The sequence below is a fragment of the Aquimarina sp. ERC-38 genome, from assembly GCF_026222555.1.
In the GTDB taxonomy this organism is placed as follows: domain Bacteria; phylum Bacteroidota; class Bacteroidia; order Flavobacteriales; family Flavobacteriaceae; genus Aquimarina.
The window spans coordinates 55,755-70,517 of the sequence record NZ_CP098511.1; the positions used below are offsets into that span (position 1 = coordinate 55,755).

9 protein-coding genes and 1 pseudogene are annotated in these 14,763 nt (G+C 36.9%); all 10 read right to left on the reverse strand.

The genetic code is table 11. The features are described 5' to 3' along the window. Positions 1-335: 335 nt before the first annotated feature. The gene (locus NBT05_RS00260) at positions 336-1,919 is read right to left on the reverse strand and encodes a T9SS type A sorting domain-containing protein (protein WP_265771412.1); all 1,584 of its coding nucleotides are present in this window, start codon (positions 1,917-1,919) and stop codon (positions 336-338) included. Continuing rightward, positions 1,909-2,811 (reverse strand): annotated as a pseudogene (locus NBT05_RS00265) (IS1595 family transposase). The gene NBT05_RS00260 and the pseudogene NBT05_RS00265 overlap by 11 nt, the downstream one beginning before the upstream one ends. Before the next feature lie 97 nt (positions 2,812-2,908). Continuing rightward, positions 2,909-3,166: a hypothetical protein gene (locus NBT05_RS00270; RefSeq protein ID WP_265771413.1), complete on the reverse strand. Its 258-nt coding sequence runs from the start codon at positions 3,164-3,166 to the stop codon at positions 2,909-2,911. Positions 3,167-3,307: 141 nt separating this feature from the next. Further along, positions 3,308-4,771 carry a sodium:solute symporter family transporter gene (locus NBT05_RS00275; protein ID WP_265771414.1) on the reverse strand — a complete coding sequence of 488 codons (1,464 nt, stop codon included), beginning with the start codon at positions 4,769-4,771 and terminating at the stop codon, positions 3,308-3,310. Positions 4,772-4,920: 149 nt separating this feature from the next. Next, on the reverse strand, positions 4,921-6,486 hold the full coding sequence (locus tag NBT05_RS00280) for a cellulase family glycosylhydrolase (RefSeq protein ID WP_265771415.1): 1,566 nt from the start codon (positions 6,484-6,486) through the stop codon (positions 4,921-4,923). Beyond that, positions 6,486-7,541 (reverse strand): glycosidase, encoded by a 1,056-nt coding sequence (locus tag NBT05_RS00285; protein WP_265771416.1) that lies wholly within the window; start codon positions 7,539-7,541, stop codon positions 6,486-6,488. The genes NBT05_RS00280 and NBT05_RS00285 overlap by 1 nt, the downstream gene beginning before the upstream one ends. Positions 7,542-7,624: 83 nt before the next feature. Continuing rightward, positions 7,625-9,145, reverse strand: a complete 1,521-nt coding sequence (locus NBT05_RS00290; protein WP_265771418.1) for a cellulase family glycosylhydrolase — start codon at positions 9,143-9,145, stop codon at positions 7,625-7,627. 31 nt (positions 9,146-9,176) lie between these two features. Beyond that, positions 9,177-10,127, reverse strand: a complete 951-nt coding sequence (locus NBT05_RS00295; RefSeq protein WP_265771419.1) for a hypothetical protein — start codon at positions 10,125-10,127, stop codon at positions 9,177-9,179. 11 nt (positions 10,128-10,138) lie between these two features. Then, positions 10,139-11,620 carry a RagB/SusD family nutrient uptake outer membrane protein gene (locus tag NBT05_RS00300; protein ID WP_265771420.1) on the reverse strand — a complete coding sequence of 494 codons (1,482 nt, stop codon included), beginning with the start codon at positions 11,618-11,620 and terminating at the stop codon, positions 10,139-10,141. A gap of 7 nt (positions 11,621-11,627) precedes the next feature. Next, positions 11,628-14,702: a SusC/RagA family TonB-linked outer membrane protein gene (locus NBT05_RS00305; protein ID WP_265771421.1), complete on the reverse strand. Its 3,075-nt coding sequence runs from the start codon at positions 14,700-14,702 to the stop codon at positions 11,628-11,630. Positions 14,703-14,763 lie beyond the last annotated feature (61 nt).

Sequence of the window (14,763 nt, forward strand, 5' to 3'; positions counted from 1 at the left end):
TTATTGGTAATCAATAAATTAACCCTCTATTAGTTCGAACTTATTCTTATTGTCCTCTACATTTGGTGAAATGCAAGTCACTCTATTTCAGCAATTAAAAGTTCGAATCCCTCCGAGGTTCGTAGGAAAATTCGACTTCTAGTCCGACTAAAATATAGAGAGTTTACTTTAGAACCGGCAAAGTCTAATTATTTTAATGGAAGTGAAAGAAGGTCTTATACCTGTCATTAATTTTACCAGATAATGATATTCTTTCCTACATTCAAGTTATAAAATAAAGCACCAAATTTCTATGAAAATAAGATTTAGTGCTCTTAAATATGCTATAAACATTATTAGTCTTTAATAATCTTTTTTATAGCTCTGTTTCCTTCTATATCTTCTATTTGAAGAATATATAAACCCGTAGCAAGACCTTTTAAATTCATCGTTTGAGTAGTTGATCTTTGGATTAAAGATCCATCAATATTAAATAACGTTGCTTTTTTATATTGTCTATTATCTGCTATAGAAATATTTAAGATATCTGTAACGGGAACTGGATATAAGGATACTGCATCATTGAAAGCAAAGTCATTAATTGAAAGATTCATAAATGTTACTTCTAACTCTGCAAATGCATTAAAATCTGTATCTGGAAGGGCTTCGATTTTACCTAAATAAGTTCCTCCAGCGGTTAGTGTTACAGAACCGTACGTACCAGTGTACGTGTAACTATTAACATCCGATCCTACAGTTTCTATATAAATATCTCCACTTGAGGTGCTTGGCTCAACAATGAAAATATTTGTACCAGTTGTATTAGCAGCGTTTTCCCAGTTGAGAGTAAAACTAGTTTCTCCCACATCAGATACATTTAAATTGAATGGTGCTTCTGGTTCGTTAAGATCATCGTTTGTTGTTGAGATTTGTGCAAACGCAGTGAAATCATCATCTGGTAACGATTGAATTTTTGCAAGATAAACACCGCCTTTTTGAATAGTTACAGAACCATACGTACCCGAGTAGTCAAAAGCTGTAACACCAGCTTCTAAGGTAGTAATGTAAATGTCACCACTACCAGCAGCTTCATCTACGATAAAAACATTTGTTCCTGTACTATTTGCATCGTTTTCCCAAGTAAGGGTAAAACTTGTATCTTCCTGATTAGAAAGTGTAAGATTAGTTGGTGCTTGTGGATCCTTTGGCTCATCAGAACCATCTGTAGATACTTGTGCAAATGCCGAAAAATCATCATCTGGTAACGATTGAATTTTTGCGAGATAAATACCACCATCTTGGATAGTTACGGAACCATAGGTTCCAGAATAATCAAAAGTAGTGGCTCCTGCTTCAAGAGTTGTAATATATACATCTCCACTTCCGGCAGCTTCGTCTACAATAAATATGTTTGTTCCCATACTGTTCTGATCGTTTTCCCAAGTGAGTGTAAAACTTGTATCTTTCTGATTACTTAACATTAAGTTAGTTGGAGCGTCCGGATCTATTGGTGGTAGAACTTGATTAGTTTCTATGGAGGCAAAAGCATTGAAGTTTCCATCAGGGAGAGCTCTAATTCTTGCTACATAGTTTCCTCCTTCCTGAATAGTCACAGAACCATATGTTCCGGAATAGTCGTAAGAAGTAACTCCCATCGCTACCGTTTCAATAAAAACGTCTCCACTATTTGCAGCAGGATCTTCTATATAAATTTCGGTTGCTGTTGCATTAGGATCATTTTCCCAAGCGAGGGTAAACCCTGTACTCGTAACGTTGCTTAATGTAAGATTAAAAGGCGCAGAAGGTTGCTGTGCGAACATTACAAAACCTAATATCCACACTAAAGGAAAGATTTTCTTATGTAAAGGATTCATAGAACTTGAAGTAGTTGTTTTCATAATATTTAATTTAAAATTTAGGGTTACCCATTTAGTTCGCAATGATTTTTAGTTGTTTGATAGTTATGGGTTCATGGCTAGTGCAACGTTCTATTATTTTATCTAGGATTGACACCCTGTGGTTCCGCCTATTGAACCTAAAGAAATATTCATCGATGTATTTTTGAAGGTATTCTTTGTTACAATAAGAATGAACCCCTCTCAGCCAGTTTTTAAAGTTCCTGATCTGTATGTGCAACATCTTGAAGTTTTTTCCTTTGTTTGATAAAGTTTGTTTTAAGTCAGGGTATTCTTCTTTGATTGGGTGATAACCAGGCCAACCATCCGCTAATATACTAGCATCATTCTTTATATGCGTGTCAAACAATGGTTTTAAAGATCTAGCACTATAATCTTCTATAACTTTAGCATAGCCCCTTCCAGACTTACCATCCCTGTATTCAAAAGCAACGACTACCCTCATTTTCTTATCACTTTTACTTCTTCCCTGTTCCCCCTTTTAGGGTGTACCTATCTCGAACTCATCAACATGGACTTCATCTTCTAAAGGGTACTGCTCACTGCTTTCCATAGCTAACTGTACTTTCTGGCGAAATGCCCATGTTGTTTTTTGGTTCAAACCAAAACGTTCTGCTAACCAAATACTATTTGCCCCTTTCTTACTGGTGGAAATCTCATAGAGTATCCCAAAGGCTTTAAGGATATCAAACTTAAGTTTATGAAATAGGGTTGCTGCCGTTGTAGATTCGTCATAACCGCATTTACTACAACGACGGCTATAAGGTTGCTTGCCCTTTGTGTAAGCAGTTGAGCTACATCTCCTACAACTATAGCCGTTTTCCCATTTTAATCTTGCCAAAAACTTATAACAATCTTCGTTAGTTGTAAACCGATCTATAAATACCTGTCTATCAAGCTCTTTTAATATCTTCATTTGTAGAATATTTACCTATAATTTACAAAATAATATCCTCACTTACAAGTATTTGAGACTTAAATGGGTAACCCTATTAAAATTAATGTTGCATTACCTATAATTCTGCAAAGGCGCTAAAATTTTTATCTGGTAGTGCTTGAGCTTTTGGTAAATAGGTTCCACCAGCGTGAGTGGTGAAATCACGGTATGTTCCACAATAATCAAATGAAGTAGTTCCTGTTGGTATGGTAGCTTTGTAGGTGTCTGCAATGTTAACTGCATTTTTCATATAAATGTTTGTTTGTACCGTATTTTCCAATTCCGGACAGCTTAGCGTAAAGCTTGTTTTTGTTATGGTAGAATTTATTAACACCCATGCGGGCTTCTAGATCATGTGCAGAAACTAAATCAGTAGTCATTATAATTGCTAAAGACATCATGCTTTTACCAAGTTGTTTCAAATTTTAAGTAGTAGTTTTTATCATACGGCTATTTTAAATAGTAAGAGTTAGTATTAATTAAACATAAAGAGGACACTAAAACAGAATGCAATTAGCACCAAAGACCAGAATCTAAAATTCTTATAAAATGGCACCCATATAAGTTCTTCCGATTCTTCTTTATAAATTTTCCTAGTCCAAATGTAATCATTTACTTGTTCCGGGTTATCGGGTTTTCCTGCAAGACTAACGACAATGATAATTATTGAACTTAGCACAAAGTAAACAGGAACTTTAAGTAGAAAATGTATATCTCCTAAAACTTCAAAGTCAAAGACTACTTGACAAACTACAGTGATGATTGCGGCTATTGCACCTCCTATCAGTCCCCAAAAAGCTCCGTGTCTGTTGATACGTTTCCAAAAAACGCCTAGCATAAATACCGCAACTACTGGTGGAGCGATATAGGTAAGCATTTCTTGATAATATTTTAATAATGAATCAAATTTAGAAATAAACGGAATCCAAGCCACTGCAAGAATCAATACAACCACAGAGACTATTTTCCCAATGACCACTTGTCTTTTTTGAGAAACGCCAGGGTTAAACTTTGTATAAAAATCCATTGTAAATAATGTCGCAACAGAATTTAATAATGCACTTAAAGAGGATGTAAGTGCTGCAACCATTGCTGCCAGCATTAATCCTAAAATACCTACAGGCATCAACTCTACCACTAGCTTAGGATAAATCATATCATTTTTAGGTAATCCTGGATATAACATTTTACCCATTACTGCTGGAAAAATGATTATAAAGAGGATCAACACTGTTAAGAATCCCACCATAAGAATACCCTTTCGCCCGTGATCTACAGATTTAGCCGTAAGGACTCGTTGTACTAGCATCTGGTTATTCCCCCAGAAATAAAATCCTAAAATGGGTATTCCGACGATCATTCCCAACCAGGGAACTGAGGGATCGTCTAATGGACGTATAAGTTTTGTCATTACATCATCGCGCAATAACAATTCCTTTACGTACTCCAGTCCATCATTAGTGGCAGCAAGAAATGTAAGAACAAAAGTTCCTATAAGCAATAAAATACCTTGTATTAAATCTACCCGTATGGCTGCCGATAATCCTCCAGGAATAGTATAAGCGGCTACAATTATGGCAAAAATTACCGATAATTCTACTAGTGTCAAACTTGGAAATACCAGTTTCATTAATAGTGCAGCCGCATAAAGAGCACCTGCTGCATCAAGGAATGTGGAGCCTAGTAAAGTAATGAAAGAGAAGTAGTATCTTGATCTTTTGTCAAACCTTTTTTCTAAAAATTCCGGAATGGTAAATATGCCTGACTTGATATAAAAAGGTAAAAAGAACATCGCAAAGAAAACCATCACAAGTACAGAAACCAGATCATAATTAAACACTGCAATTCCAGTAGAATAGGCGTCTCCGCTTTTCCCGATAAGGGTAGTACTGGAAATACTTGCTGCAAAAAGAGAAAAACCAATTATAGGCCATGTCATATTACGACCTGCTAAGAAATAATTTGCTGTAGAGGTACTGCCTTTTTTAGAATAGCTCACACCTAGCCAAACAATAAAAATAAAGTACACTACAAGAACTGCAATATCTATTATACCTAAGGAATTGATCATAGTTTTATGCTATACGCTTATTTCAATTTTATAGTACTTATAAAAACCACACTATTTGCCGGCAATTCTACTTGTACGCCTAGGTCTTTTTTGTACGTCACTTCTCTAGCAGGTACAGGAAAGCCTGAGCTGTTTTTTATATTTTCGCCATCTACATAATTATATAGATATAGCGGTACGCCATTAGTGTAGGTATCAGTAGCTACGTTATAGGTTTGTCCTGTTTTAGACTGGTTTACCAGCATCATTGAGAACATATCGTTTTTATAAGCTCCTACAGCTCTTATACTGTCATTTTTCACATTGATGATGGGCTTCATTACTTTAGACCCTGGTGGGAATATATTACATAAAACCGTCCAGGGATAAGACCAAGGTCTAGGTGTTAACTCATCGGGACCATTAAAGTGTTCCCCGAGGATATTCCACATACCCCATTTTTTGAGTTTAGACTTTTCTCCTGCATCACCTTTGGTATGCATTGCATCATCTACATTCCAGGCGATGGCACTTCCCATTCCCACAAGCATGCTTTGTGCAGCAGCATCTGCCATATCTACCCCATAAAAATGATCATAGACAAACATTTCTGAATCTTCTGTACTTGCATACGGATCTGCAGCGGCGCGTTTTTTATTTTCTTCACCTAGCTCACCATTGTACTTCATACCAATCTCGCCAAGTAAAAATGGTTTGTCAATATTTTTGAGACTATCTGCAAAGGGTTGCAAAAATTTTATAAGATTACCAGAGCGTATCTCATCTTGATTTGCATAAATATGCACTTCATACGCCTTTGTAATCTCGTTGTGCTCCTCTATAGTTGAATACATCCAGTCCGCTGAAGGTTTTGGGTGTGTGGGGTGATTCCATTGCACAGTGGCGTCTGGTCCAACCATACCTACGTATTTACTAAGTGGAGAATTCGCTAAAGCTTTTGCCATTTTTGTATAACCAGCACTCCATTGATCCCAATCCCCGTCTGTACTTGCCCAGTAACCGTTAGGTTCGTTTACCAGGTTATAATAAGTGATACAGGTGTACCCCTTTTCTATCACAAGATGATTGAGGTATCCCGTTATCATCTCTATCCAGCGATCATCATCTGCACGGTCTATAGGGTTTTTTACTTTAGAGCCAGACTGAGGCGCACCCCATTCACCAAACATTACTTTAATATCATTTTTCTGACAATAGTCTAGAAGTTTGTAGAGACTTTTTACCTCCTGCGTATTATAATCTACTATTGGATTTCCGTCTTTATCGTTCCCTTGGTAATACCTCCAGCCAGCACCATCCATTACACGTATGACATGTGGATTTACAAAGTCAAGCCTTCTGTATAACTCTTCCCACTTTTCATCAGTCATAAGGAATCCCCATTCAGCATCTTCAGAATCTGCATGTGGGTAGGCAGACCATTGCACGCCGTGACCTAAGAACTGAGTATTAATGGTATTTTCTTTAAGGAATGATAGAGAGATTCCCGCTTTCGCGAAAGCAGACTCTCCCACCTTCTCATTACAATTTACGGTAAGTAAAAGAACAACAAAAACTAAAAATAATAGGGTAGATCTCATCATTATAAACTTACTTTGAGTTGATTAAGTAATTCTATCACATTGCACGTTGCAAGACCTACATACTTATCAGCGGCGCCATAATAAACATATAATGTATCATCTATGATCATATTTCCAGTAGGGAAAACGCAACCTTTGTAATAACCTTCGATTTCATAATCATGCTCTGGTTCCATAATATGCTCCTCCAGACGCCCTATTACTTTAGTTGGGTCATTTAAATCTAGTAAGGCAGCGCCTACGCGGTAATACCCTAAGCCGCCTTTTTCTACACCGTGGTAAATTACTAACCAACCATCCTTTGTCTTGAGCGGGGGTGTACTACCACCTATTTTTTCTTCCCAAGAGTCTTTTCTACCCGTAAGAAGTAGCTTACTTTCTTCTTCCCAAACCATAAGGTCATCTGTAAAACGAATCCAGATGGAAGGTTCGGTGCAACCATATCCCTCACCTATCCACTCTTTAGGGCGGTGAAGCATAGCAAACTTGCCGTTTATTTTTTCTGGAAAAAGTATTACATCACGATCATCAAGATTTGATGTAGTGATTCTTCCTAAACGCTTAAATGTTTTTAAATCTTTAGAAATTGCCATTCCGGAGTTGGCAATATTATTTTTATAAACCTGTGGTGTATCTTCTCCGGATTCCGGAAGTAAAATTACGTCGTGTTCAAATTTCCAGTATTGCCCCGGAGGAAATGGTCTGTAAGCATACGTTATATAAAACTCATCATCAAACTTTACGATACGAGGATCTTCTACGCCGCCCATATCTGGCCCATCAATACTTGGGGAAAATACCGGATCATTGCTTACTCTGTTAAAATTTATACCATCTGTACTTTCTGCTAGTCCAAAATGAATATAGTGTTCTTCATCATTTCCAGCAGCTCGATAAAGCATAGAAAATTTACCATTTTCATACCATACGCCTGGGTTACAAACTACAAGGTTTTCCCAATCATTATCTGGGTTGGGACTGAGTACAGGATTATTCTCGTACTTTTTGAGTTGGATCGTTTTTGTAGTTGTTTTTGAGGCTCTAGTGTCTAACATTTGTCGGTTTTTAGTCAATAATAGTATAGGTTTCACGCTTAAGTAAACCCCAGACTAGTAGTTATATAGTTGGCAATAAGTTCTTAATAATCAAAATTTGTAATTACTGTAAGTGTCGTTCCAGGGACAGATAGTGTTTCACCCGCTGAGAAGTCATAGCTTAAGTTTTCTTCTTCTGGCGTAGGATATCCATTTACATCTACCGTGCGGTCATTTTCTTTATATACAAATTTCTTAGCTCCTGAAAGTGATAGTCCTATTGCTTTCACATTGATCTCATAATCTTCTGAAAAGATGTTGTTGATAGCAATCATATACTTTCCATCGTTTTCTACTGCAATTGCGTCTACACCTACTAATCTTGGTATATTTACTTTAAAGACTTTAGTACCATTCTGCATATATCTACTTATCAAAGAGAAAGAATAAAAGTGAGGTCTAACTTCTTCTTTTTGAGGATTGCCAAGTATTTCTACTCCGAGAATATTCCAGAATCCCCATACTTTTAAGTCTTGTCCGGAATTAGATCCACTATGCATTGCATCATCGAGGTTCCAGTTTATAGCTCCGGAATATCCTGCATTTACAATTTTCATGGTTGCAGCTATAAGATCTACCCCGTGGAAATATTCATCTACAAGTGTGTTAGAGTCTAATGCAATATTTGCAGAGCTATTGATATTCTCAAGATTTGCATTATAAAGATTCTGATCTATTTGCGATGTACCAGTTTCATATTTAAAACCGTACTCACCAATAACTATAGGTGTACCAGCCGGAGCAGCATTTTTATAGGCTGCTAGTGTTCTCTCATAAACACCATTATACATAGCTTCTTTAGGTGGATAGGTATGTATATCATAGAGCTTTACCTTATCCCCAAGATCTGCGGTCATATCTGTGACCCAATTTGTTAGATTGTCTGAAAAAGGTGCGATATCCGGACCGGCAAGTTTAACCTTACTAGAGACACCGAGTGAATCTAACTTTCTGTAAAATGCTTCTGTAGTCCTCTTCCAAAGGTCGTAATCTCCCTCTGTTGCAGAACCTTCAAGATTAGGCTCATTTACTGTTGTATAATATTTAATACACGTAAACCCTTTTTCTTCTACAAGGAATTTAACATATTTTGCAGCATTTGTGATTCTGTTTTCAAAAATACGATTTTGGTTTACATCCATCTGATTGTAACCCCAATCTCCTAACATTACAGTAATGTTGTTATCCTGACAGTATTGGAGAATACGCTCCATACCTTCTAGGAATATAATAGGGTTATAATTATCTGCCCCTAGGTGCGCATATTTATCATAAGATCCAAAAACAACTCTTAAAAATGATGGCTTCATATAATCGAGACGATCGTACATTTTTTGCCAGTCTACATCTTGAATGGGTAAATCCCAAAATTTATAAGCTTGCGGATAAGGATCCCACTGTACACCATTACCTATATAAGAATCATTGATAACCGTACCTAATTCAATTACCAGTTCTGTAGAAATTGGCTCTTCTGCTGGCGCTTCAAAATCATCTGAACAGGAAATTCCGGTCACAAGAAATGCAAGTAAGAGCACGTATTTATAGTTTATATTTTTTAGCATTTATATAATTTCTTTTTGTAGTAAATTAATGTTACTCTTGTGGCTCTAGGTTTATATAAAGGTTAAAACCATTTATGATTTGAGCTTCTGCTTCAAAGTGATCCCAAGTATATTCATTTACAAAATTTTCAAATCTTAATGAAATAGAACCATCTGCATTAGTTGTGAGTTCTCCTACTGAAGTTTCTCCAAACTCGTTTCCAGCCTGCAGTGTTAGTAAGTTAGCTCCTTCGTTAAACTCCCACACTCCATTCTCGTGTGGTATCTTTTTATATCTAGCTGAATAATCTGTGGAACCACCTTTATAGTCAGGCTCAAAAATGTAAGAACCAAATTCTCTGTCTTTACCAGCGGTAACTGTAAACGTACCTTCAGGATTTCCAGCTTCATTAATTCCAGTTGTGGTAAAGGAGATTGTATTATCTGTATCTGGTACTGTTGCAGGAAAATCTCCACTTAACACAGCAGGAGCATAATCTTCTGGTGGATAAGTATCAGTTACAGGATCATAATTAGGGCCAAAAACCCCCCAACCCCAAGTCTCACCGATACCAATATGCCAGTCAAAAAGGATATTTTGTGTTTTCCAGTTGCCATCAAGTTGTGATTCATAAGGCCGGACTTCTACAGTCCAAGTACGTGACTTACCTGATTCAGATACTACTTTAAAGTCAAACATAAAATCTGAGGAAAAGCTTATCACCTCACCAGCTTCTGGTTGTACTGTTGCAAGCTCAGAAATCTGAAAACTAGGCTGCACCGCATTGATATCTATATTATTAAGTACCGCATTTACAATTATTTTACCTTCACTTTCTCCTTGCGAGATGATGTTTGCAGCCCCCACTTGACCAGGAATAGTAAAGTTTAAAAATTGCCTATCGTCACTTGTAAAATCTTCAATAGGGTTTTCTGTACATCTAATAGCAATGAATGACATAACTAACACCATAATCGCGTAAAATTTTTCCATTATTTTCATAATAATTAATTTTAATTGTTCAAATTGCCTTCTATGGCAGGGATTGGAAAAAAGTAGGCACTATTTGTAATTGGTTTTCTATAAATCCCCTGGATAACATTTTCTACGTTATTTGTTCTTCTTAAATCGTATAATCTGTTTGCTTCAAAGGCAAGTTCATACGAACGCTCTTCGAGAATAGCATCTCTAAAATCTTGTACAGACAATCCTGGGGCAAGTGGAGCAAGACCAGCACGCATTCTTACCTTATTTACTGCTGCATATCCTTCTCCCGTAGGTCCAACCGCTTCCGCCAGCACTAACAAAATATCCGTGTACCGTATCACAAATGGATGCGTACTCGTATTATCTCCTATAAAATTGGGATCCATATATTTTCTGGTAAATGGTTGTGATTCCCCGCCATTAGGCGTCCACACCTGCTCACCTTGCTCGTTAAAAAGTTCTTCTACTATAAGATCTGCACGTCTTCTATCTCCGGCTGGAAAAGAGGATAGAAATTGAAGTTCAGACACATAAACTCCAAAACCTCCGTGAGTTACTGTTCCATCTTCTAGGAATGATTCTGAAGGCGTGTCTGCCGCGATAAAGAACTTAGATAGTTTAGAAAACTCCCCTTCTACCAGACCATTACGATCTTGAGGAATAAAGAATATATGTTCTGGTCCATTAAAACTCTCAGCATCAGAGACATCGTAAACATTCAATAAATCGTTATCAAAGGTAAAAACACTTTGACCATTTACAACATCAGACGCAAAACCAGCTGCACGTGAATACATTTCATTAGGATCAGAAACCCAATCATATCCTGGACTTCCTGTACTTCTTGCAGAAGCCATGGTTAGATACACCTTAGAAAGTAATGCTTGTGCTGCAACCCTATCTGCACGACCTCCCTCTCTTTGGACAGGCAATTGAGCAATGGCATTTTCTAAGTCAGAGACAATAGAAGCGTACATATCTTGCAGAGGGGCGTTTGTAGCTCCCAAAACCTCATCGAGTTGATCTATCGCAGAAAGCCGTAGTGGCGCAGACCCAAAGATCCTCGCTATCATAAAATGATGAAATGCACGAAGAAAATAACCTTCTCCTTGGAATTTAGCTGCTAAATCCGGCTCATAACTTACATTTTTCGTTTTTTCAATTACCGTGTTTGCTCGATTTAATGACACGTAACTCAATCTAAAAAACTGTTCCAGGTTCTGATTTCTATCGTCTACATTAAATACATCAAACTGATCAATATTAAGACCTTCTCCTTCTTTTGCAAAAGCTTCTTCAGATGCGGTGGTAGGGATATTCATATATGGCCGGATATAATCTAACAAAGTCATAGCCTGATATGCATGCAATACCGCAGAGTTTGTTTCTTCCGGAGTATTAAAAAAGTTAGAATCGGTTAAAAACGTAGTTGGCTCCGGATCTAATGAACAAGAAATTACTGTCAATACTAGAAACGCTTTTGTAAAAGTGTAATTAAGTTTTTTCATTGCCTTATTATATAGAAACATTAATACCCAGTGCATATCTTCTTAATCGCGGAACTCTCGTGCCACCTATTCCAGTAGGACCTACCTCCGGATCTGTTCCCTCATAGCCTGTAAATGTGTGTAAATTGTCTCCACTGAAATAGATCTTTAACCTATTAACGTAATTAATTCTACTAACATCAATATTGTAGCCCACTCTTAAATTTTGTAACCTCACAAATGTACCGTCCTCTAACCAAAAGTCAGAAAATGCAACATTTCTCGTTTCTCGCAATGACGGAAACTCATTACTTCTATTATCCGGAGTATAACGTTGCAATAAATTACTTACTTGTCCTCCCCCGGCTTGCGTACTAAAACGATTTATGTTTGCTACATCTCCCCCGAAGGATCCATTAAACAATACGGTAAGTTCCCAGTTCTTATAAGATGCGTCAAAGGTGAAACTCGCTGTGAAATCCGGATTAGGATCTCCTATAATTGTTCTATCTTTTCCAAAAGGATCAATCACTCCATCCCCATTAAGGTCATCATATAAGAATTCTCCTGGAAATGCTCCAGCTCCTGACAAACCGTTAAATAGACCTTCTTCCTCGGATTGTACAATACCCGTTACACGCGCACCATAAAATGCATTGATAGGTTGATCAATCGCTAGTATATTGATGCGTGATCTAAATTGATCTCTAAAATTAAAACCTGTAAATCTAAAGTTATTACCAAATTCATCTGTCTGTACAGAATTAAGTGCCACTGGACCTAGACTCAATACTTTGTTTTTGTTTTTATTAAATATAACTCCGGCAGATAATGTAAAGTTATCATTTCTTATAAAGTCATAATTAACGGCTACCTCAATTCCTTCATTTTCTATTTTTCCTGCATTTATTCTTATAAAATCAAATCCGGAAGTAGGTGGTAAACTGCTGTCTACCAGAAGGTCGTCTGTCGTTTTATTATAATAATCTACTACAAAGTCAAGTCTTCTGTCAAAGGCAGAAAAATCAAGCCCTACATCAAAAATTGTAGTGGTTTCCCACTTAAGATCAGGGTTACCAAGACCTCTAAACTCCGAGAAGATTCCATTGTTAGATCCTATACCTGGTCCTACCGTAGTTACAAAATCTCCATTTACAAAGAAATTACCTTGTCCTAGTCTATTAAGCGTCTCAAAAGGGCTAATCGCTTGGTTACCTACAACACCCCAACTTATTCTTGGCTTAAGTTCATTTACAAATGTCAAACTTTCTTGAATAAAATTCTCATTTTGCATTTTCCAACTTACAGCGCCAGAGGGGAAAAATGCAAATCTGTTATTTGCACCAAAGTTGGAAGACCCATCTAGTCTTCCTGTATAGGTAAATAAGTATTTATCTTTGTAGGCATAGTTTATACGTGAGATGACTGATGATAATGCAGACTCTATAAAATTATTTGAAGTTCTTTGCTCGTTACCTAGACTAAGATTTCCAGCACCTAGCGATTGATTTGGAAAGTCTTGAGAACGCAATTGCGACGTACGCACCTCAAAATACTCAGATGAATAACCCCCTAATAAAGTAATCTTATGATCTTCTCTTAAAAACTTATCATAGTTAAGATATGCATCTACTACAACTCTTTGATTCTGGAAGTTATCCTGAAAAGCTACACCATTACCCTCAAAACCTAACTGCGTGAACTGTGTAGGGAAGAAGCGCTCTTGGTAAGAGCTACCAAGGCTGTAGTTAAATTGTGATTTAAACTGCAATGCATCTGTAAGTTCCCATCTAAATATGGAAGAGGAAATTAAGTCAATTGTTGTAGACTCATTAGATCTTAACTCTGTAAGGGCGGCAGGGTTTCCAAAATCATTCTCGTTTGCTTGAAAAAAGCTACCATCTTCATTAAGGAGTGGGAATGTAATATTACGATCAAATTGCAAACCTAGATTCTCATTTCTAGATCCCCTTGAAAAATTGAGATTAGTAGATAAATTAATCTTACCACTGAGTTTCTGATCTATACCTATGCTTACGGTTACCTTGCTTAACTCATCTTCTCTATAAATACCATTTTGAGTGTTATAATTAAGTCCAAAATTATATTTTGTTTGTTCATTACCACCTATAATACTTATGTTGCTATTCGTATTTATAGGGTTATTAAAAACGTAATCTATATAATTAGTTATAGGATAGTCATTTCTAATTTGCTCTATAGAAGGGAAGAAAGTACCATTTACATCTTCTGCTCCTATATATAGAGGTGTAAATCCGGAATTGGCTCTACTTTCATCCGTGAGAACGGCAAGATTAACTGGGTTTCTAAAGATATCAAACTCTCTAGAAAAAGAGCTTGTACTTGCGATATGTGAGAAGGTTACCTCCATTGTACCTTCTTGACCTCTCTTAGTTGTAACAAGGATTACACCGTTTGCACCACGAGAACCATATATCGAGGCAGACGATGCGTCCTTAAGAACTTCTACAGAAACAATATCAGCAGGGTTAATCTGCTTAAGATTTCCGGCATCACCTAACGGGAAACCATCTACTACAATTAAGGGAGTCGTAGCTGTAAAAGAACTTGCTCCACGTATTCTTACATTTACGCCAGCTCCAGGATCGTCAGAAGTATTATTTACCACAAGTCCCGGAACTCTGCCTACAAGTGTTTCCTCAATAGAATTAGAGGGGATTTCAGCGAGTTGTTCGGTTTTAATTTTACTTACCGCACCAGTAACATCGCTCTTTTTTACAGTTTGATATCCTATAACAACCACCTCATCAAGTACGGCTTGATCTTCTTCAAGATTTATATTAAGATTTGTTTCACTACTTATCGCAATGCGTTGCGTTTTAAAACCCACATAAGAAACTTCTATAGTGGCCCCTATTTGAGTTACTGTAATGGAAAAATTCCCATCGAAATCTGTAAGAACACCATTAGAAGTTTCCGTTTCTACTATATTAACCCCTGGTAGTGGAATTCCAGTTGAATTACTTACTGTTCCATTGACCGTAACTTGTGAAAAACAAGCTGAGGAAATAGAAAAAAAAATAATATAGGTTATGTACTTGATCACTGTAGTTAGAGTCATTGTTTGTTTTCACTTAATATTATTTTGCAATAAAAATAGGTAGATGAAGCGCGTCATTGTA

Coding starts and splice junctions, on each gene's coding strand:
- NBT05_RS00275 (WP_265771414.1), bottom strand. CDS start 4,771: ATGACATGGCCTATAATTGGTTTTTCTCTTTTTGCAGCAAGTATTTCC.
- NBT05_RS00280 (WP_265771415.1), bottom strand. CDS start 6,486: ATGATGAGATCTACCCTATTATTTTTAGTTTTTGTTGTTCTTTTACTT.
- NBT05_RS00285 (WP_265771416.1), bottom strand. CDS start 7,541: ATGTTAGACACTAGAGCCTCAAAAACAACTACAAAAACGATCCAACTC.
- NBT05_RS00290 (WP_265771418.1), bottom strand. CDS start 9,145: ATGCTAAAAAATATAAACTATAAATACGTGCTCTTACTTGCATTTCTT.
- NBT05_RS00295 (WP_265771419.1), bottom strand. CDS start 10,127: ATGAAAATAATGGAAAAATTTTACGCGATTATGGTGTTAGTTATGTCA.
- NBT05_RS00300 (WP_265771420.1), bottom strand. CDS start 11,620: ATGAAAAAACTTAATTACACTTTTACAAAAGCGTTTCTAGTATTGACA.
- NBT05_RS00305 (WP_265771421.1), bottom strand. CDS start 14,702: ATGACTCTAACTACAGTGATCAAGTACATAACCTATATTATTTTTTTT.